The sequence below is a fragment of the Vibrio sp. 1CM24A genome, assembly GCF_023161725.1.
Taxonomy (GTDB): domain Bacteria; phylum Pseudomonadota; class Gammaproteobacteria; order Enterobacterales; family Vibrionaceae; genus Vibrio; species Vibrio coralliirubri.
The window spans coordinates 585,833-605,726 of record NZ_JALNTS010000001.1; the positions used below are offsets into that span (position 1 = coordinate 585,833).

20 protein-coding genes and 1 pseudogene are annotated in these 19,894 nt (G+C 43.3%); 9 read left to right on the plus strand and 12 right to left on the minus strand.

Annotated elements, in window-relative coordinates; genetic code table 11:
- Positions 1-5: 5 nt before the first annotated feature.
- Positions 6-500: pseudogene (locus tag MSG38_RS02400) on the minus strand (GNAT family N-acetyltransferase).
- Between the two features lie 166 nt (positions 501-666).
- Complete coding sequence (locus MSG38_RS02405) at positions 667-1,653, minus strand: DUF2860 family protein (protein ID WP_248400909.1); 987 nt, start codon at positions 1,651-1,653, stop codon at positions 667-669.
- Between the two features lie 204 nt (positions 1,654-1,857).
- Here MSG38_RS02405 and MSG38_RS02410 point away from each other — a divergent pair, with 204 nt between their 5' ends.
- A complete protein-coding gene (locus tag MSG38_RS02410; RefSeq protein ID WP_248400910.1) occupies positions 1,858-2,355 on the plus strand; it encodes a fasciclin domain-containing protein in 498 nt (165 codons plus the stop codon).
- A 127-nt stretch (positions 2,356-2,482) separates the two neighbouring features.
- Here MSG38_RS02410 and MSG38_RS02415 read toward each other — a convergent pair whose 3' ends face one another.
- The 7 genes from MSG38_RS02415 to MSG38_RS02440 all read right to left on the minus strand — a co-directional run bounded on the left by MSG38_RS02415 (position 2,483) and on the right by MSG38_RS02440 (position 6,657).
- Positions 2,483-2,779 (minus strand): hypothetical protein, encoded by a 297-nt coding sequence (locus MSG38_RS02415; RefSeq protein ID WP_004730457.1) that lies wholly within the window; start codon positions 2,777-2,779, stop codon positions 2,483-2,485.
- A gap of 131 nt (positions 2,780-2,910) precedes the next feature.
- Entirely contained in the window at positions 2,911-3,168 is a 258-nt protein-coding gene (locus MSG38_RS24025) for a hypothetical protein (RefSeq protein ID WP_050633506.1), read from the minus strand.
- A gap of 165 nt (positions 3,169-3,333) precedes the next feature.
- The gene (locus tag MSG38_RS02420; protein ID WP_050650517.1) at positions 3,334-3,816 is read right to left on the minus strand and encodes a GNAT family N-acetyltransferase; all 483 of its coding nucleotides are present in this window, start codon (positions 3,814-3,816) and stop codon (positions 3,334-3,336) included.
- Positions 3,817-3,914: 98 nt separating this feature from the next.
- Entirely contained in the window at positions 3,915-4,229 is a 315-nt protein-coding gene (locus MSG38_RS02425; RefSeq protein WP_050650518.1) for a cupin domain-containing protein, read from the minus strand.
- A 71-nt stretch (positions 4,230-4,300) separates the two neighbouring features.
- Positions 4,301-4,804 (minus strand): YgjV family protein, encoded by a 504-nt coding sequence (locus MSG38_RS02430; RefSeq protein WP_050650519.1) that lies wholly within the window; start codon positions 4,802-4,804, stop codon positions 4,301-4,303.
- Between the two features lie 123 nt (positions 4,805-4,927).
- Complete coding sequence (locus MSG38_RS02435; RefSeq protein WP_052879678.1) at positions 4,928-5,728, minus strand: PhzF family phenazine biosynthesis protein; 801 nt, start codon at positions 5,726-5,728, stop codon at positions 4,928-4,930.
- A gap of 278 nt (positions 5,729-6,006) precedes the next feature.
- Entirely contained in the window at positions 6,007-6,657 is a 651-nt protein-coding gene (locus tag MSG38_RS02440; protein ID WP_048608565.1) for a LysE family transporter, read from the minus strand.
- A 362-nt stretch (positions 6,658-7,019) separates the two neighbouring features.
- Between MSG38_RS02440 and MSG38_RS02445 the strand changes: the two genes are divergently transcribed.
- Positions 7,020-8,051: a spermidine/putrescine ABC transporter substrate-binding protein gene (locus tag MSG38_RS02445; RefSeq protein ID WP_050621595.1), complete on the plus strand. Its 1,032-nt coding sequence runs from the start codon at positions 7,020-7,022 to the stop codon at positions 8,049-8,051.
- A gap of 3 nt (positions 8,052-8,054) precedes the next feature.
- Positions 8,055-10,487 (plus strand): bifunctional diguanylate cyclase/phosphodiesterase, encoded by a 2,433-nt coding sequence (locus MSG38_RS02450; protein WP_248400911.1) that lies wholly within the window; start codon positions 8,055-8,057, stop codon positions 10,485-10,487.
- A gap of 230 nt (positions 10,488-10,717) precedes the next feature.
- Here MSG38_RS02450 and MSG38_RS02455 read toward each other — a convergent pair whose 3' ends face one another.
- Entirely contained in the window at positions 10,718-11,743 is a 1,026-nt protein-coding gene (locus MSG38_RS02455; RefSeq protein WP_248400912.1) for a diguanylate cyclase, read from the minus strand.
- Between the two features lie 9 nt (positions 11,744-11,752).
- A complete protein-coding gene (locus MSG38_RS02460; RefSeq protein ID WP_017064717.1) occupies positions 11,753-12,208 on the minus strand; it encodes a hypothetical protein in 456 nt (151 codons plus the stop codon).
- Positions 12,209-12,681: 473 nt separating this feature from the next.
- On the opposite strand from MSG38_RS02460, the gene MSG38_RS02465 reads away from it, so the two are divergent.
- The 6 genes from MSG38_RS02465 (at position 12,682) to MSG38_RS02490 (ending at position 18,246) form a co-directional block, all read left to right on the plus strand.
- A complete protein-coding gene (locus tag MSG38_RS02465; protein ID WP_081229817.1) occupies positions 12,682-13,056 on the plus strand; it encodes a cytochrome c in 375 nt (124 codons plus the stop codon).
- A 37-nt stretch (positions 13,057-13,093) separates the two neighbouring features.
- The gene (gene ccoN / locus MSG38_RS02470; RefSeq protein ID WP_248400913.1) at positions 13,094-14,518 is read left to right on the plus strand and encodes a cytochrome-c oxidase, cbb3-type subunit I; all 1,425 of its coding nucleotides are present in this window, start codon (positions 13,094-13,096) and stop codon (positions 14,516-14,518) included.
- Positions 14,519-15,133: a cbb3-type cytochrome c oxidase subunit II gene (locus MSG38_RS02475; protein WP_248400914.1), complete on the plus strand. Its 615-nt coding sequence runs from the start codon at positions 14,519-14,521 to the stop codon at positions 15,131-15,133.
- Positions 15,130-17,286 carry a cytochrome c gene (locus MSG38_RS02480; RefSeq protein ID WP_248400915.1) on the plus strand — a complete coding sequence of 719 codons (2,157 nt, stop codon included), beginning with the start codon at positions 15,130-15,132 and terminating at the stop codon, positions 17,284-17,286. The genes MSG38_RS02475 and MSG38_RS02480 overlap by 4 nt, the downstream gene beginning before the upstream one ends.
- Positions 17,287-17,553: 267 nt before the next feature.
- Entirely contained in the window at positions 17,554-17,781 is a 228-nt protein-coding gene (locus tag MSG38_RS02485) for a PAS factor family protein (RefSeq protein ID WP_048613371.1), read from the plus strand.
- A 282-nt stretch (positions 17,782-18,063) separates the two neighbouring features.
- Complete coding sequence (locus MSG38_RS02490) at positions 18,064-18,246, plus strand: hypothetical protein (RefSeq protein WP_004730424.1); 183 nt, start codon at positions 18,064-18,066, stop codon at positions 18,244-18,246.
- Between the two features lie 169 nt (positions 18,247-18,415).
- Here the strand turns inward: MSG38_RS02490 and MSG38_RS02495 are convergent, their stop codons facing one another.
- Positions 18,416-19,708, minus strand: coding sequence for an alpha/beta fold hydrolase (locus MSG38_RS02495; protein ID WP_248400916.1), 1,293 nt, complete (start codon positions 19,706-19,708; stop codon positions 18,416-18,418).
- Positions 19,709-19,894 lie beyond the last annotated feature (186 nt).

Below are 19,894 nucleotides of genomic sequence, written 5' to 3' on the forward strand. Positions count from 1 at the left end.
CGCCTTCATAGGTAATCTGGTCGTATTCTCGACATCAACAACATATCAATGTACTTACCGCCTTTGAACGTACTGAGTCTTTTTGTGCCTTCTAACTGAAAACCTACACGTTCATACAAAGCAATCGCGGCGTGGTTATCAGCATGAACCTCTAACTCAAGACGCACGAGGTTAAGCCAGTTATCCGCCTGATTGATCGCTTCTTGCATTAACGCCTTACCGACCCCTTTACCATGCATATCCGGGTGAATAGCAATACCAAGACCAGCGCTGTGCCTGTCTCTTACCTTGGTGGTCATGAATAAAGTAATGTGACCCACTACTTTGCCGGATACTTCCGCAACCAAAGTGAAATGGTCTGAATGACCAAACAGTCGCTCCACTTATTCAGAACTAAGATAAGGCTTTTGTGAGGTGTTTTCTGAAACTGAAGGGCGGCGATAAATATCGAAAATATCTTGGCTATCCGTTGCTTCTAAATGTCTAATTTGAATTTCCAAAGCGCTTCCTTATCCTATTATTTCTATCCATAAGCTAATTTTCATATTACGGATAGCAACGGGCACCTACAACCTTTAAAGGTGTAAGTGCCCGAAATAATTAAACAAATGGTATGACTGAACTTAAACTTTTGCTTTGATGAGTATTTTTAACATAGTGCGAATATCAGAATTTATAGTCCACACCCACACTCGCTAATACTTGCTCGGAGTTATAGAAATCGATATTAGAATCTATGCTTCTTAAACCCAGTAAAGTAATGAATGCCCAATCTTTATAGCCCATCAAACCACCAAACTCGTACGCTAAAAAAGCACCATATTCGCTCTCCTCACGGGCTTTTCCATAGATTGGGTTCGCTTCATCGTACTGACGATCATGTGCATCCAACGTGACAACAAAACCGTGACGACCAATTTTCTTGGCGTAATTTAATTCAATACCGTAACTATCAAAGCTAAACGCTCCGCCTTCCGCATCAGAGTGGAAATACACCATGGATGGAACGAACACACCCGCTTGGTTAGCTAAGATGAAAGGGTATCCTGCTTTGGCATACACATAGATTCGTTCCCTATTAAGCAGTGCTATCTCTTCAGCAGATAGCCCCAATGAAGTCCCAGACAGCTCATCATCAACGTCGGACTCACCAATCGCGAAATCCGTTCGAAAGCCAGTGCCGCCTATGTTGGTCATTTGCAATCGCCCAACATTACCTTTTAAATCGGTTTCGTTTCGATTAACGCCAACCGCGTAAGGGTCAGACCAAGCCTTACCCGAGACAAGCGTAGGAAGAACAGAAAAATCCAATATGGTGCCACCAGAAAGTTGATATCGATAACCGATCTCAAACGCAATGGTACCTGTTGCAATATCCTCTCGTGTTGTACCCGCATACACTTGGTGAGTCAGCGATTCGCCAAAAGTATATTGAACAGTACCCAAAAAGCCGAGTAGCCCTTGGTTTTCACTCTCCCCTTCCTGGGTGTTGGTGGCTTGATTCGAATCTTGTTCAGTACTCAAATTACTACTGTCAGAGTAGAAACCGGCCAATACACTGAAGTTACCGCTGAAACCTTCACTTGGAGCGAGGCCACTGTATGCAGGCATTGAAGCCAGTGCAGAAAAGACTATTGGTAAAACAAACCTCATATTCACATCCATTATTTGAATAATCATCAAATAACTATAAGCATCAAAATGGAATTATAACAAGCATTTAACAATATAAATTTATTCGCTTGGCGCTGTCGATATCGTTAACCATTCACTCAAAGACACAACAAATTGATCTATCACGATTGGGCTTTCGTAATACCTCTCGAAAATAACGGACAAAACTCAAAGGAAGACAATATGTTTAACAAATTAATCAAAACCACATCAGTGCTAGTTGCGACGCTTCTTTTTACGGCTTTTGCTCACGCTAACCACCACGAGATGAAGAAAGACATCGTTGATGTTGCGGCGGAAAACGGCTCTTTCAATACTTTAGTGGCGGCAGTAAAAGCAGCGGACTTAGTTGATACATTGAAAGGTGACGGTCCCTTCACTGTGTTTGCGCCAACGGATGAAGCGTTCGCTGCGCTACCAGAAGGAACGGTTGATATGCTGTTGAAGCCAGAAAACAAAGACAAGCTGATCGCAGTACTGACCTATCATGTGGTGCCAGGGAAAATAATGGCGTCTGAAGTGATGAAACTTGATAGTGCCGTAACAGTGCAAGGCGAAGCGGTAATGGTAGGAATTGATCACGGCAACGTGATGATCAACAAAGCGCAGGTCGTGATGGCAGATGTTGAAGCAAGCAATGGTGTTATCCATGTGATTGATGCTGTATTACTGCCTAAATAATAAAGATGAACACAAATCAAAGGTTCTTAGAGGGTGTGACAGGTTCACACCCTTTTGACGTTTAAATACCAAGTTAAGATCGGTATCAAACTAGCCAAGCCTGCCTTGATATAAGCAAGAACCCGAATTACACAAACAAGCGGCCGAATATTAGAAATGCCGCCATCGACACCACCTTCGTGAAGACCACCACCCAGATGCAATCACCAATACTAGAGTGCGTTGCTTTCCCGAGAAGGAACACAAACAGAATCAACCCCAACACCCAGCCCACTGTCGGAATCAACGACACCAAAGCAACGATTACAGCAATAGTAAGAAGGGATTTAAAGTCTGCGACCACGAAAGACATTTTGGAAGCGATATACATGCAGCATGCGGTGATTAATGCGTCCATCACAAACGCTAAAGCTTCAATTCCCACGTTACTTCCTTCACTCAAATTAGTTGCAGTGAATATTATCGCTAAAGTGATGATTTTTCTTTAAGAAGAGAACCAAAAGCAGGTGAAAACTGTAACAAAAATGAGATTACCGTTCGTCTGAAGACGCAGGTTTATTTGCTAGAGTCTTCTAAGCCTTTGACCAGTGCTCCCGACCGAGTCTGATTTGCTTTCTGATAGGCATCAAAGCCATCTTCGCGTTTACCTCCGAACAAACAAAGAAACGAGTTGATGACGAATGAAAAAAATGAGATGACGACAACAAAGAGAGGAAATAGCCCCGAGACCCCAGCATCTAAGGCTAGAACGCCAACAGCGAAGGACAACATCGACACTAATGTATATAGTTTAGATCTACTCACATGACTCATGAACAACACTCCTTGTATTCACTCAATGTTTAGATTAGACAAATTATCTTGCACACAATTTGAACTCATCGACAATATCAATAGATCAGGAAAAGTTATCCTTAAAAAGGTTCATTAATATTTCAAACTTGATGTCTGTATCCCTAAGAACACGAGTCCGCCTACTCAGCTGCCTTGTCCATCTTCAACTATCTTTTCCATCACGTAATTGGTCAGCTTTACGCCACGCATTTCGACTTCCTGTTCATTTACTACCTTAAAGCCAAGGTGCTCATAAAAAGGCCTTGCGGTAATACTTACTTCAGAGAAATATCTCGATATGCCACGAACTCGACCCACAGTGAAGACATGTTCCATCAAGGCTTTTCCTACCCCTTTCCCTTGGTATTCGTGGTGACAGAAAAAGTGATCAATCAAACCGTTGGGTTGCAGGTCAGTATAGCCAACAACGCAACCATCGAGCTCAGCTACAAAGGGTTGTAACCCATTCATACGCTTTTTCCATAATGCAAAGTCAAAGCTACTGGGTGCCCAAGCTTCGACTTGCTGTTGAGAATAATCTCGAACATTGACGTTACGTACCGTATGAAAGAAGATCTCCCACAGTGCTTTATCATCACTCGCTTGATAGTTTCGAATTCTAACCACGACATACTCCTTTTTGTCTTAAATCCTTTCAGAGGTGCAAATAAACAGCTAACTCAGCAGGCTTTATAACCTAACAGCCTCAGCTCTAGAGCAAGATATCAACGATAAAACACAGCGAGCCAGATCGTCACCATATCTTTATCTGTGCCAACAACCTTGTGCTTTTCTCTCGCAGCAATGTTGATGTAATCCCCTTTAGACAAGGTAACAACACGTCCATCTTCAAACTCGATGACGCCTTGACCTTCTATCACCATCACCCATTCATTCTCATCTTGATCATACCAACCCTCTTCTGGTGAACTGTGTCCATGCGACAATATTCTTTCAATTCGAACACTATCGTTGGCAATCAGGTCATTGAATATCTCATTGGGTATTGATGAAGGAACATCATTGTAAATGTTTGGCATCAAGCTCTCCTAGCTAGCATTGAATTGATTTGAATTGATTAACAACTTGGGCCTTAGCTTCAGTTGTAAACCTAAGCAGCGGCACTCTTTCTGAAGTAAAAACGGTAATAGCCCACCAAGTTACTGCAGATAAACAGCGCCTCCATAACAACCGCTGTTGGCGAGCCAACTAAGTAATTGTGAATCAACCAAAAGCTGGTTCCGATGATCATCAATTCTCTTAATCGACGGTCATCTTTATTGAAGGCAGCAAAGGTTTGAAATACGGAGGCAAAGCAACTCAATATGCTGGTCAGCCCCGAATAAGTCACAGCGGTTGCGACCACCGACATCGAGCAGAACAAATATTTAAACTTAGACGAGGTAGAAAATACGCTCGTCAAATAGCGAATCGTGGCAATCGTCATTAAGCTCGCCGCTGTCCATTGTTCAAGTAGGATAAAGTGACTCGAAATAAGAACGCCAGCAAAGAACAGACAAGTGACGATTTTCTTCCTTTCCTTGAATTGGAATGACAGAAGATCAAAACAAATGGCTATCGCGACTAATACTTGGGAAAGATAAAAGGCAGACACGGTGATTCCTTCAATAATACATTACGCCCTCGCCGCCTCTTTTAACTGTGAACAGTCGAATAAAACGTACTAGGCGGTTCCAACAAAACAGAGCAAACAGCGCTCTAAAGCATCTATAAAAACCTAAAGCTTCAACACGCCAGCAATCACAGTGGTCGCAGAGCCGATTAACTTTACTCGCCCGTTTGCTAAGAGCTCTGTCGACATATACCCACCACGACGAGACGCCTGATAAGCACTGAAGCAGCTTTTGTTTAGCTTTTCAGCCCAGTGCTGCGTCAATGCACAATGTGCCGAGCCGGTAACAGGATCTTCATTAACCCCAACCCATGGAGCAAAATAACGAGAAACAAAATCGAGTTTAGAATTTGATGAAAGTGCCGTCACAACAACGCCTCGCCCTTTAATACTCTTTAAAGCATCAAAGTTAGGTGAGAGAGCCAATAACACTTGCTCGCTGGAAACTTCGATTAACTGCTTGGAATCAAACTCTCGGAATGAAACGATTTGGTGCGGTTCTAAACCAAAGTGCTCAAGTAATGTGAGATTAGCTTCTAAGTTCAATGACAACTGAGTGCTAGGGAAATCAAGTTCGATAGACGATTCACAAACTGTGGCAGATAACTCACCCGACAAGGTGTTAAACACAACACTGTCACCTGTTTTAACCAACCCTTGCTCTTTCATTACATGAACGGTTGCCAATGTGCCATGCCCACACAGTTTTACTTCTACTTCTGGAGTGAACCATTTAAGCGTCATGGTGTTAAGCGCAAGAAAAGCGGTTTCAGATACCGCCATCTCTTCAGCGATTGAGAACATGAGTGACTCATCAAGTAGATCTTGAGAAATGCAGACCCCAGCTGGGTTTCCTTTAAAAGCTTGAGTTGTGAACGAGTCCACTTGATATATATCTAAATTCACAATAGTTCCTAGCTCTAATATTGGATAAATATTGTTGCCTACAATAAGCACAAACACCCCGTGCTACAAGTATTCAACAGCAACGTTATTAATACTTATTTAAGAAGTAAAGAATGATAAACAAAGAGTTATGAAAATAATAGGCGGATTAAGCAGAAGGTTTATTATCGGGCAGATAAGAGATAAAACGTATCTGCCTGGTAGGAAACAAACACACATTCGCGGCACATAGGCATTGTATAGTGCCACAAACGTAAGGTTACTCAGCAATGGTGAATCTACTGACGTACCAGAGCAGATTTCACAATGGTCAAGCCAAGCAGACCCAGCATGACTCCTGTCACTTTATCAATATAGTAAGCAACACGTGTAAACTCTTGACGCACTTTAGGTGCAGATAACAGGAAGATGATCGCCGCATCCCATACAAATACAACCACCGTCATCCAAATACCTAACCCCAACTTAAACATGAAGCCAATGTCATTGTTCAACACAACCGTGAATAAGCTCAAATAGAACAAAAGGTTTTTAGGGTTAAGGATTCCTGATAGAAAACCCGTGATGAATTCTTTAAGAAAAGTGGTTTGATTGGAGGCACCTTCTTCGTCAACATCGAAATTGCTGTAATTGCATTTTTTCGCTCTTATCGCTTGTACAGCAAGATAAACAAGAAACACACCACCAATGATCTTGAGTGCAATCATAACGGAAACGGATGCCGCTAGAATCGACCCTACTCCAACCAAGCACAAAACAATGTAAACCGCATTCGCACTGGCAATACCGAATGCAACGCCTAGTGCTTTTCTTCCCTTATTTCGAACAGCACTCTTCACTACAATCACAAAGTCTGGTCCGGGGCTCAACAACGCCAAAAAATGAGCAATCGCCACGGTAACAAAAACCCCAACTAAACCTGCATCCATAAACCAATGTCCTTATTGTGAAATTTAATGCATTATTATCGCATAATTAACTTGTAGTTGGTTTTTTGGTTCATAATTAATGTTTCGATACTAAGAGAATCAGACGGACAACACGTTTTCATAAGTCTCGTTAGGTAAAGACGATCTAATAACCGACTTTCCAACATTTAGTTTAGATAGTTAATCCATTATTTTGCCTAGCGATCTCATAACCAAGACTCATTTTCCTTCTATTTTGGTAATTAAAAGTTGGTGTTCGCATGCATTGCATTAGGTTGTACTAAAATAAGAGCCGTAAATTTGAATCATGTCGCAGATTTTGGGCTACGATTTAGTTATCACGTACGAAAGGGAATCCGTCAGTGAAAGCGTTTTGCGTATCAATACTTGCGTCAACATCCTTTTTGGCTAGCCCTGTATTTGGCCAGCAGCATGATATTTATCTCTACAATTGGGATGAATTTTTATCTGACAGCGTCGTTACCCAGTTGAGTGATACCTACGGCATCTCACTAAAGCAACAATTCTTCTCTGATGAGTCAATAAGGGATGAGGTTCTATTAAGCGAGCGTCGAGGCGCTTTTGAACTGGTCATCGTCGAAAGCGTAAAACTTAAGGCATTAGCCAAACAAAACCTGTTCCATAACCTAAGTGACTTACAACAATCCATTGAAAGCAATTTTGATCCCAGGTGGGCGGATGGATGCGGTGAATATGGTATTCCTTACGCTTGGGGAACATCCGGTATCCTATATCGCAGTGATAAAATCTCCGCCCCAGAATCTTGGATGGCCATTCTTGAGCCCGACTCCAAAGTCAGTGGCCGTATAAGTATGTACTACGACCCCACCGACTTGGTAAGTACTGCGTTATTGGTCAATCAATTTGACCCATTTACCAACAATGAACAAGAACTTCGTGTTGCTTACAAAACGCTACAACTGCAGAAGCCACACCTTGAAAGCAATGAGTATGTCATCGACCACATCCACCAGCTTGAGCGTCTAGCCAATATCGACCTCGCCTACGGATATTCAGGTGACAGCTATGTGCTTAATGATGCTGAACCTGAGGCATCTTGGGCCTACACAGTTCCTCAAGAAGGAACGACCTTATGGCTAGAGTGTATGGCCGCAATTAACAACGGAGAGCTATCTCCACAGGCAACCACAATCCTCTCCTTCTTATCGCAACCCGAAATCGCCGCTCAAAACGCAATGGATTCATGGTTTGCAACGCCAAGTTCAAAAGCAAAAGCACTCACTTCTCAGGAGTATCAAAACGACCCCGAGCTTTTCCCAAGCAAAGAGGTATTGGATCGCAGCTATCTTTATCAGCCGTTAGAACCCAATAGCATTCAAATTCGCAATCGTATTGTCGACAGTTTGAGATAACTCATGCCAGTATTGAAGAAGCTCTATTTTGTACTTTTACCAACGCTGATATTTGTGTTCCTGATAGCAGGAATCGTGACGTACAACTACGCATCAGATCATGCTAAGCACATGTATTTGGACAAGGTGCAATCTGATGTGAACACCGCTTTAGTCGCGGCGGAATACGAGCAGCTCGGCTTGTCCTTGCTAGTTAAAGATATCGGTTCTTCGTTGCAGTTCCTCCGCTACATTCAAAACCCTGGCGACTACACGACTCTATCGCTATTGGAAAAACGAGTACTCCGTGTATTAAGCCAGAATCACGTCAATCAATTTGGGCAACGCAATGTTTATATCGTGGACCCTAAGTTCAAATTAACGCTTTCGACTCTCAGAGCCGATCCTTTCGAGGGGCTAAAAATCCCTGACAAGATTTACGAAAGAGTCTTCGACATATACACCTCGTTAATCAGCAAGAAGGAACTCTCCTACGAAGGCTTCTCTTATATCTCGATTAGTGGCGAGCTCAGATATTCGTATGTTGCGGCAATTGACCCTTACCTCCTTCCTCAAGATAAACGTGCAAGTAACAGTTTAAATCGCTACATCTTGATTGCTGACGGACCTCTGATACAACTCTCTAGCTTATTAATCAAATACAATGACGATGACAATATTCAGTTCTTAATCGAGCCATCCTCAGACGCTGCCAACATCGAAAATACCCAATTCGTTATCAAATCAATTGAGCAAACCCAAGATAATATCAATGTGCAGATGACCAGCCGACATCTCATCGCGCAAGTAAATATTCGAGAACAAAAGTTCAACCATGAGAAAGCCATCATCGCTAAACAAACCTTGTTGGGTGGCTTTGGTACTCTCTTTACGATCATGTTAATCGTACATTTAGTGGTGCGTTACCAACTTGTGCGCCCGCTTAAAGACTTACTGCAAGAGATATCGATCGGCGGGCTCAAGCTTAGGTATTTCAAGCGTTCATCGGGGCAAAGTGAAATTGATGGTTTAAAGAACGCTTACATTGACTCATTAACAGAATTGAAGTTCGAAGCCGAATTCGACCAACTCACCAAGCTAGCCAATCGACGCTCATTCATCCGACACCTTGATGTACGCCTCAAGAGTTCAATGAACCCACACTGCTATGTGGTTTGTTGGGACATCATCGACTTCCGTAAAATCAACGATCTCTACGGTGCAAAAGTTGGTGATAATGTACTAATAAGCTTAACTAGAGTGCTTAGAGAAACTCTACAAAACCAACAGTCATCTTCCGGTTTCAGTTGCAATGACTACTCCATAGCAAGGCTTGGGGGGAATCAGTTTATTGCCATTTTAGAAATGGATAAAAGCCAAGTGATAAACGAAGAAATAGAGAACATCAATAATACGCTGACTAGCACTACGTTCCTTGATTACTATGGGTTTAGGTTATCACTCGCAACAGGTGTTTTACCGCTCGACACACCAAAGTTTGTAGAAATTTGGCACCGATGTATTGATGAGATGCTGCTCCGTGCAAAATCTCACAATAATGGAGAAAGCCGTATTGTTTATGGCGAGGAGTTATTACACACGTTAGAGAGACACGACATTATAGAAAAAAGGCTTTTAGAGTGCTGTGAAAGTGATAACTTTGAACTTCGCTTTATGCCTATTTTCAACGCTAAAACACTTCAGGTAGATGGCGCTGAGTGTTTGATTCGTTGCCCTGCTTTATTTGACATAAACGCGGGTCCAGACGAATTCATACCTGCTGCAGAGAAGAGCAACCTCATATCCAAACTCGATATGTGGGTTATTAGCACCGCTATCAAGAGCTATAAAGAGCTCTCAGAAATCCACAAGTACAAAGGTACCTTATCCATTAACATTTCAGCAATGGAGCTATACAACCGCAATTTTGCCGACAATATTCGTAAGGTTATCGAACGGTACCAAGTACCTCCTAGCAACATTATTATCGAGATAACTGAGACCAGTTACGTGAAAAGTACCAAGCTTACGGTACAGACTATCGAGAGAATCAGAAGCCTAGGCTTAAAGGTTTCACTTGATGACTTTGGTACTGGATACACAGCCTTCAACCAGCTACTCCACTACCCTGTGGATGAGCTAAAAATTGATAAGAGCTTTATCGATAACATGGTAGACGACAAAGCCGACCGTAAGATGGTCGAATCTATGGTTAACTTGGGCCACTCTTGTGACACGCTAGTCGTCGCAGAAGGTGTCGAGTCCATAGAACAGTATCATTACCTTAAAAAAGCGAACTGTGACTTAATACAAGGCTACTTCTTTAGCCAACCACTCACTTATCTGGAGTTCATCGAGTTTGTGCGAGACCATAATCCGCAAGCAATTTTAAACCCGCAATCTGTTACCAGTTCGAGATCCAACGAGCGAATCGTTGCACTAACTCAAAAACAATAGCCTCAAACCTAAACCTCAAGGCCTATCTTCCTATCCAAGCGCTACAAACCACTATAGCTATATCTATATCTATAACTAGAACTATCTTCATCAGTGCAGGAGCTCTGCGTTGGCTACACATTGAATGATGAGGCAAATAAAGGATGGCAAAAGCCATGATAGTGAATCAGGAGAATGGTGAGCGTAAAGTAAACAAAACCTAATGATCTAACTTATCGCTGATGCGGGGATTAACTCTGCATTGTCGTTAATAGCTCCATCATATCTTTAGAGCTGATATTCTTCTTATGCCTTACTACAGCGTCAATCATCAATTCTAAATTGCCCGCAGATATATAATCCTTAAGCACGTCATTGAATTTTTCCTGTATCTCATCACTTGTGTACAAGTGCTCAGGAATGAAGAATATAAACTGGCTGCCACTACTACGAAACGAGATAGTACTTTCCGGAACCTTTGCCGTCAGGGACTTAGCAGCTGAACTCACCACCAAGTCACCGTATTCCAGGCCGTACTTTTGGTTAATCTCATTGAGGTTTCTGATGCGTACAAAGTAAAGGTCGAAATTACCGTTTGTTGGATAGCTGTTTTTAACAAACTGCATGAGCGAGACTCGATTGCGAAAGCCTGTAATAAAGTCGGTAGAATGAAGTTTTCGTTTGATGGAAAAATCGAGATAGAAAATGATGCCTGTCATCAACATAATCAAGACAAGAAAGGCGCTGCTAATTTGGTGAACAACAACAAACTTGCCTACCATGGACGTGTTTTCTTCAATAACTGGGCTTTGTAATCGAAACTTTTCGTTAATGAATTCGACCAAGGTGGTGTAGCAAATATCGACTTTCTTCTGCAGCGATTCTTTGGGTAATTGCCCTGTACTGACCAACTTGATTGACGATTCTAGCGACTTAAACTTTTCAAACTCTGAGGTAAAGTAAGGCTTAAAGTTTGCTGAGCGAATAAAATTGGACGATTCAGTGCTGTTGATCAGAATATCAAAACGACTCCAAGTAATGTCATAAGCCAACCAAAGTTCATCATAATCAATCGTCTTTGCATGGCTAACCATCAAGAAGTTTGCATACTCTTTGACGAGTTGAAAAACAAACCATGTGGCCTCATTTTGGCGGTTAGAAAAGCTCTTGTTGATGTCATTAATTCGAGTCACACTGTAGATATTGACGGATAGAACAACCACGGCCAAAGACAAAACAACGACTTTGATTGCAGCCATAGACAACAGCTTCTTCATAATTAACCTCTACAGGTGAATGTCACGAATCTGCCAAATCATCTTGGCATGGAAATCAGGGGTATTGGTCTCAGGATTCGCAGAGAGTGGGTAAATCAACCAAAACGGGCCTTTCTCTCTCACAGACATAAACTCACCGTTCTTTTTAATCGCAATGATGGGTTCATAGGTATCAAAATCTTCTTTAGGCACCGCAATTTTATAGTCATTCAATGCTACGAAAGTAACTTGTGATGATATCGGTAGATCCATATTTTCAAGCACCGTTTGTAACGTCACACCACTATAAACAGTCAGACCCTCAACCCAAGGCAAGGTGGTAGTAATTTCTTTTTGAGGAAGTGACAGGAGTTGCTCTCTACTAAAACCATGTTTTTGCCCAGAGTGGTCGAAAACCGTTAACTCAGAGGCTGCAAAAATCGAAAACGAGCAAAGCCAAAGCATCAACAAGAATACAGTTCTCATTCTAAACTCCATTTAAAAAGGTCACTAAATTGAGTCTAGTATAAATTGACCATTTAACTTGTACCGATACCACTCAGATTGATTGGTATCGCTTTACCCCTAATGCTCCTACACCTCGCTGTTTTTCAATAGCTTCGCAGTTTCTCTCTCACTTCTCTGTCTCTTCCATCACCGCTTTCGTTCAGCGCTCCCAACCCGCTTGACGTATTCCTTCTCGACTGGCTAGTAAGAAAAACTCGTATTTTACTCTGCGTAAGTAAACCAATAAGCCCTATGAATACGTATCAAACAACAAAATTAACAATAAATATGAGTAAGTAAGTAGCGAGAATGCTGGTTGCTGCATAACCTTTAATCGAACGTAAGCAGCTTTAAGAGACCTAATAACGAGTTCCAGTCGTTTCTACTTCACCAGTTGATCTCGTGCGTTGATCTTAAAAAGCTTACTCATTTCATAATCAAGGGAATCGAGAATGAGTTTGAATATAAAAAAATTTAACCCCATGGCGACACTTTCTACCCTAGTAATGACGCTGGTCGTGTTTCCTGTTTCTGCTGAAGTTAACCAAGAACAATTCGAGTTAGGTAAACAAAAAGCCAAAGTGTGCATGACCTGTCATGGCGCTGATGGCATCTCAACACAAGACCCCTACCCGAACCTTCGCGGTCAAAAAGTGGGTTATCTCATCTCTTCATTGAAAGATTACCAGACTAGAGAAAGAACCAGTGGTTTAGCGATCCTGATGCAACAACAAGCCGACACGCTCTCAGACCAAGACATTCGTGACATTTCCTATTTCTATTCAGTGCTCGGCAACGAAGCAAGCTCGTTCAGAGATTCAAATTAAGTCAGCGATTCAAAATATCTAGGCAAGGAGCCTTGTTATGGAACAAGTGACAACGCAATACAGCATTAAGGTCGTGAAGTACTTCATCATCGCATCCTTAGTGTGGGCGATTGTAGGTATGATCATCGGCGTGATTCTCGCCGCGCAATTATATTGGCCAGTCTTAAACTTTGATTCTCAATATTTCCATTTTGGTCGACTGCGTCCGTTACATACATCAGGAGTGATTTACGGCTTCGTCGTGAATATCTTGATGGGGACGTCTTTGTACATTGCTCAGCGAACAGGCCATTGTGACTTGTTCAATAAAAGCCTTTCATGGATGGTATTTTGGGGCTGGCAATTCATCTTGTTACTTGCGGTCATTTCCTTACCCGCAGGCCACACCAGCTCAAAAGAGTATGCGGAGCTTGAATGGCCAATCGACTTAATGATTGTGTTGGTTTGGGTGCTGTATGCGGTGTTGTTCTTCGGCACCCTTGCTAAACGAAAGGTCAGCCATATCTTCGTGGCTAACTGGTTCTTTGCTGCTTTCATCATCGTCGTTGCAATGATTTTTATCGTGAACAACCTGGCAATGCCCGTGTTGGCGATGAAGTCCTACTCTGTGTTTGCAGGCGCTCAAGATGCGATTGTTCAATGGTGGTGGGGACATAATGCCGTCGGTTTCTTGCTGACCGCAGGTGTGATTGGTATGAATTACTATTTCATACCCAAAGCGGCGGATCGACCTATCTATTCGTACCGTTTGTCTGTGATCCATTTCTGGGGCTTGGTCGGCTTTTACACGTGGGCCGGAACGCACCATTTGGTTTATTCTTCCGTTCCTATCTGGATTCAGAACATCGGCATCGTGATGTCATTGATCCTTTGGCTCCCTTCTTGGGCCGGTGCGTTTAATAGCGCAATGACCCTCCTACAAAACAAAGAAAAGCTGAAGTCCGACTACATTCTTTTATTCTTTTTCTCAGCGATTCTTTACTACTGCTTGGCAACATTCGAAGGTCCGCTACTCGCTATTCGCTGGTTCAACATGGTGGCACACAACACCGAATGGATCATAGGACACGTACATTCCGCGGCTCTCGGATGGGTTGGGATGTCAGGGATAGCGGTTTTTTACTACTTCATTCCACGCTTATGGGGCCAAACCGATCTATGGTCACGACGACTGATTAAATGGCACTTTTGGCTCGCTCATGCTGGCGTCGCCATTTATGCGATTGCACTTTGGATCGCAGGCATCGGCGAGGGTTATATGTGGCTCGCTCAAAATGAAAATGGCGAACTGATTTACAGTTTTGTAGAAGCTATGGATTTTAAAGCACCTTGGCTATTCATGCGTTTCTTTGGTGGTGCACTGTTTGTACTGGGATTGTTCTTAATGGCATTCAACTTGTACAAAACGGTTCGCATGCCAGTAGTACACGACGCTAAACATACCGTTAATGAGGGGGCTTAAATGATGAGTAAAGACTTTACACATTCAATCGTCATTTTAATTTTGACCACTGTTGTCGTGGCCTCCTTCTCTTTGTTGGTCTGGGTAGTGCCAAGCATTATCCGTGGTGATGATATTGCCAAAGGCAGCTTAGCGATGCCACTCACACCAATTGAGTTAGCAGGCCGAGACATCTACATCAGTGAAGGCTGCCATGTTTGTCACACACAAATGGTTCGCCCTCTAGAGCCAGAAGTGAAACGTAATGGTCGTCCCAACCAAGAAGCAGACGATATCTATGAGTTTCCTAACTTGTGGGGCTCTAAACGTACTGGCCCTGACCTCACTAATTTAGGCAGAAAGTATTCTGACCAGTGGCATGTTATTCACTTAATTGATCCTCGAAAAGTCGTACCGACATCGATCATGCCCTCTTATCCGTGGCTGTTTGAACAGACCCTAACTGGCGACGATATTAGCGCCAAAATGGAAGTGTTACGTACCTTAGGAGTGCCTTATACCGATCAAGAAATTGGTGACGCCCGTTTGCAAGTAAGAGGCAAAACCAAAGGTGAAGCGCTGATTCGCTATTTACAAAGCCTAGGTAAAGATACGTCACAGGAGGTATCACAATGAGCACATTCTGGAATCTATGGGCGGTACTATTAACCTTAATATTCTTTGTTCTGATGGTGTCTGTTGTCATTAAATACTGGCGTAGCAATCACAAGGCCGATCACGACCACACCATTGGCACCTTTGATGGTATTGAAGAGAAAGATGCGCCTCCACCTAAGCTGTTATTTGTCAGTTATGCAGTCGCATTTCTTTTGTCTGCAGGCTATTTGGTGCTCTATCCCGGGCTTGGCGAATGGGAAGGGTTAGTCGATTGGGAACAAAGCGATGATAAGCTCAGTTCACCATCCACCACTCTCAATGAGCAATTTGCACAAACCAGTGAAACCACGTTAGAAGGACTAGCTGCCGTCCCAGAGATCGTGAACAGCGGTAGAATTCTGTTCCAAACTCACTGTGCTGCTTGTCACCGAGATAATGCGCAAGGTCAGAAGCACTTTCCTAACCTGATAGACCAAGAGTGGCTTTATGGTGGCAGTGATGAAGCTGTGATTCATTCGATCGCCAAAGGCCGGAACGGTGCTATGCCGGGTTGGAGTGAAATCATGCGCCCAGATGAGGTGGCAAAAGTCTCCTACTATCTAGCGTCCCTCAACCAACGTCATACCGATGTGCCGGAGATTAAAGTCGAGCTCGGTAAAACCTTGTTCGTCCAATACTGTTCGTCTTGTCATGCCGATGGTGCTGTCGCTAATCCAGCGATTGGTGTACCTGATCTTTCCGATGATATCTGGCTTCATGGCGGCAGTATTGAAGAGATTCAGCACACCATCAATTACGGTTTGAACAATCTAATGCCTGCGTTTGATGAGCAGCTCACCGAGAACGAGATACTCGCGCTTGGGGCTTATATCCGACACGCTGGTGAAGTGGAGCAACAAAGGATCGCGAGTTTGAAAGCATCATCTGTTGAGCGCGGAGAATATCTCGCTTACGCCGGTGACTGTGTGGCTTGTCATAGTGCAGAAGGTGGCGAACCCTTTGCTGGCGGCCTGCCCTTTGTCACCCCTTTCGGTACCGTGTATTCAACTAACATAACGCCACATACCACCGAAGGGATTGGGACTTATGACTTTGATGATTTCCGAGCTGCGTTAGTTGCAGGTAAAGGTAAGAATGGTTACCTGTACCCAGCAATGCCTTACACCTCTTATCAATACCTCACCGACCAAGACATGGTCGATTTATGGGAATACATGCAGTCAATCACCGCCGTGCCGAGACGCAATGATGACAACAGCATGATGTTTCCATCCAATATTCGCTTAGGTTTGCTTGGCTGGAACATCGTATTCATGGATACCGACCCTATTGATTACGAAGTACCAGAGGAGCTCAAAGGAGAAATTGAGAATGTCGATAAGTGGCAACAAGGCAAATATTGGGTCGCAGGACTTGGTCACTGTTCGGAGTGCCATACACCTCGAAACATTGCCCAAGCACTGATACCAGAACGTATTTTCCAAGGTAACTTGATCGACGGTTGGAACGCGCCTGATATCACCGCAAATGAGCTCTATATCGATGGTTGGGATGAAGCAACACTCACCGACTTTTTACACACAGGACATTCAGACAAAGGCACCGCTTTTGCAGGTATGGCAGATGTAGTAAAAAACAGCCTAAGCTTGATGACGCGTGAAGATATTGAGTCGATGTCCTATTACCTACTCAGTGGGGATATCAACAACACCATTGCCAGTGATGCCGTTCAGTTACAGCCTAAAGGGTTTGATGAAGCTGCGTATGCTAGTGAAATCTACACCACGTATCGTCAAACCTGTGGGGCGTGTCATGGTGACGATGGTAAAGGTCGCGACCCAATCGCCCCTACTCTGTTGAATAACGGTATTATCATGCACAGCGACCCATTCAACACCATTGCGGTAACCGTTCGTGGCTTGCAACCCACCTATCTCGACAAAGACCGAAACTTCATGCCGATGGCAAGTTTTGAGGATGTACTGTCGGATCAACGCTTAGCTGAGTTAATCACGTTTGTGCGTTTAAACCTTGGCGCCAGAAATGAACCAGTCACGGCTGAGCATGTTCGAGAGGTAAGAGAAACACTTGAAGCAGCAGGTTATGCGGGTGGATTACACACCACACCTGAAATGTACGAAAATCGAGATAAGAACATTAACATACGATAGGCGCTGTAGCTGTGCGTAGCCGATTGGCTCAATAAGCAGCGAACAGCACGTAACTTTTATCTTTGCCTAACAAGCCAGAAGGAGACCACTGTGTCTCCTTTTCTTTTGCCCAAACGCGAATTTTCGATGCTTTGCCGTACAACACAATTGTAACTAACTGATTACACAATTAAGCAGAGCTGCACATAATGCGATCAATCTCGCAGAACAAAGATGACACCAAGTGCATAATATGCAAAATTTTCTAAAGATGTACTAAGGACAGTTATGGATACAACTACACTCATCTACGATACGTTGGAAGGCCTGTCGAGCGCAAAGCCACAGCAACACGCTCAAATCCGCCAAAATCTATATAACCAATTAGATTTATCATTTGAGAAGCAGTTGGCTTTGTATTCATCAGTTCTTGGTCCAGCAAGTGCTGGTAGATTGACCGATTTGGATAGTGCAGTGATGTCTGCACGCAAGATTGTTGGCTTAGAAAACAACTAAGCAATCTTCAACCTATCTCAACTTTAACGCTGCCATCGTGCAGCGTTTTTTTATGGACGTTATTTACGATAAGTAAGGTTGGTTACGATAAATGCTGTTAATTGCGATGAATACGGTTAGTTGCGATAAACGCGGTTAAGAAGATAAGTGCAGTTGGGTCTGTTTTTCAAGTTACACGCATTCTCATTTGGTTAATCTTATGTTCCATTTTTAACAGGTGTGTAACCACAATAATGGCGCTAATGTTAGTAGCACGTTAACCACACATCGGATGGAAGAATCATGAGAGTACTTATTGAATATACACAGACAGGCAAATACCGTGATCATGCGTGGGAAGCATTAACGATTCGTTCAAAAGGCGAAATTCAAGCTGTGACTCCCTCTTATGCGGCTCAGCTTATCGAACAGAACCGCGCCAGCTTATCGACCACTGAAAATCAAGATATCGTCATCCAACCTTAATGGCTTCAAGGGCTACCCCTCCTAGTTCCTTAAATCGAATAGTTCGATGACATAAAAAAAACGCTGCACGGATGCAGCGTTTTCTTGTTTTTGACGTATCTTGTCTCTAACGTAAAGAGCTTCTAACTTAGATAGCTTCTAACGTAGATAACCTACATAGAGAATTTGATTATTTTGGCAAGTTTTCTAATGCATCAACCATCGTCATTAGCTTATCGACGATTCGCTCACCATCCACTCTCAAACCATTGTGCTCATACTCGTTGGTAATCCACGCTTTCGAGTTTGGAATATTAGCCAGTGTTTCGCGGCTGTAATCCAGATCTACGTACATGTCATCTGCGTAAACCGCACACGCCATCGGAACCGTATTCTTGCTCAGCTGCTCTGCGTTGTACAAAGTACCCCAATCCGATTTCTCAGCCAACATGTTTGCCGCTTCACGTAATGGCTTCAGCGTTTCTAATTGGTCGAACATCCATGGGTACACCATTTCTCCGGTAAACCAGAACTCGCTACCCGATTGGTAGTTAAAGTGTGGGTACTGCTCGCGTACTCGATGTGCAGACCAGTTAGACGCTGCACCTTGGCAGTAAATCGATTCATGCAAAATCGCGTAGATTGGGTTCGTTAGGTAGCCCTGCTCTTGCTGCATTTGATTTAAGAAGCTATAGCTTAACTGCTTGCTTCCGTTCACTTCAACAAACGCACTCTCCAATGTGAAATACATCGGCAGATTCGCTTCTCCGCCACCAAGGTTAATACCAATCAGCTGGAACTGTTCAACTGTAAACACCTGACCGTTTGGCAGTCTCACATCATTGTTAAGCAGGTAATCAGAGATCTCGCGACACATAGCTTGTGCTTGTGGGAACTGAGCAAAGAAAGCTCTGTTTTTGTCTTCTACACGCTTGTAAGTCGCACGATAAACATCGTCAGCTTCTCGTTCAATAGAAGGAATGCCGCCCGTCACATAACAACGCTGCAAGCTCTGTGGGAACAGTGACAAATAGCTCAGTGTACAGAAGCCACCAAAGCTTTGGCCAATCGTCGACCATTGCTTAACACCGAATTGCTCACGAATCGCTTCAGCGTCTCGAACAATGTTATCTGCTCTAAAATGCGTTAAGTACTCGACTTGTTGTTCTGGAGACAAATGCGCCAAGGTTTCATGGCTGATAACCGTGCTGTTGCCAGTACCACGTTGGTCTAGAAGCAGAACACGGTAGTTTTGTAATGCACGCTTTAGCCAACCCGATTGACCACTCACCCGTGGAGAAGGAAAACCTGGGCCGCCTTGAAAGTAGATCAACCACGGCAGTTCTTGCTCATCTTTAGCAAGATCAACCAGCTCGCGTGCGAAGACTTGGATCTGTTGTCCATCTTTTGCTTGATAGTCGAGTGGCAACTCAAATGAGTGCTGACGATACAGGGTGGTTCCATCAATAAAGTTAGCTTGCACGCTTCATTCCTTTTTATCTGATTCTAAAGTCATCGGTACGAATAAAAACGGCGCCCTTTGGCACCTTCCTTAGCAAGATACGCATACTAGCTTGTAAATGAAACCGTTTGTTTAACATGATTGTGAAGGTGCTTCATCTAATTGCTTAATTTACCTTCAACGCGTAACAACTTGTGTCAAAACAGA

Bases quoted from the DNA above. Each gene is read 5' to 3' on its own strand.
- MSG38_RS02465 (WP_081229817.1), top strand. From the start codon at position 12,682: ATGAGTTTGAATATAAAAAAATTTAACCCCATGGCGACACTTTCTACC.
- MSG38_RS02490 (WP_004730424.1), top strand. From the start codon at position 18,064: ATGAGAGTACTTATTGAATATACACAGACAGGCAAATACCGTGATCAT.
- MSG38_RS02450 (WP_248400911.1), top strand. From the start codon at position 8,055: ATGCCAGTATTGAAGAAGCTCTATTTTGTACTTTTACCAACGCTGATA.
- MSG38_RS02460 (WP_017064717.1), bottom strand. From the start codon at position 12,208: ATGAGAACTGTATTCTTGTTGATGCTTTGGCTTTGCTCGTTTTCGATT.
- MSG38_RS02405 (WP_248400909.1), bottom strand. From the start codon at position 1,653: ATGAGGTTTGTTTTACCAATAGTCTTTTCTGCACTGGCTTCAATGCCT.
- MSG38_RS02410 (WP_248400910.1), top strand. From the start codon at position 1,858: ATGTTTAACAAATTAATCAAAACCACATCAGTGCTAGTTGCGACGCTT.
- MSG38_RS02440 (WP_048608565.1), bottom strand. From the start codon at position 6,657: ATGGATGCAGGTTTAGTTGGGGTTTTTGTTACCGTGGCGATTGCTCAT.
- MSG38_RS02485 (WP_048613371.1), top strand. From the start codon at position 17,554: ATGGATACAACTACACTCATCTACGATACGTTGGAAGGCCTGTCGAGC.
- MSG38_RS02425 (WP_050650518.1), bottom strand. From the start codon at position 4,229: ATGCCAAACATTTACAATGATGTTCCTTCATCAATACCCAATGAGATA.
- ccoN (WP_248400913.1), top strand. From the start codon at position 13,094: ATGGAACAAGTGACAACGCAATACAGCATTAAGGTCGTGAAGTACTTC.
- MSG38_RS02480 (WP_248400915.1), top strand. From the start codon at position 15,130: ATGAGCACATTCTGGAATCTATGGGCGGTACTATTAACCTTAATATTC.
- MSG38_RS02455 (WP_248400912.1), bottom strand. From the start codon at position 11,743: ATGAAGAAGCTGTTGTCTATGGCTGCAATCAAAGTCGTTGTTTTGTCT.
- MSG38_RS24025 (WP_050633506.1), bottom strand. From the start codon at position 3,168: ATGAGTCATGTGAGTAGATCTAAACTATATACATTAGTGTCGATGTTG.
- MSG38_RS02475 (WP_248400914.1), top strand. From the start codon at position 14,519: ATGATGAGTAAAGACTTTACACATTCAATCGTCATTTTAATTTTGACC.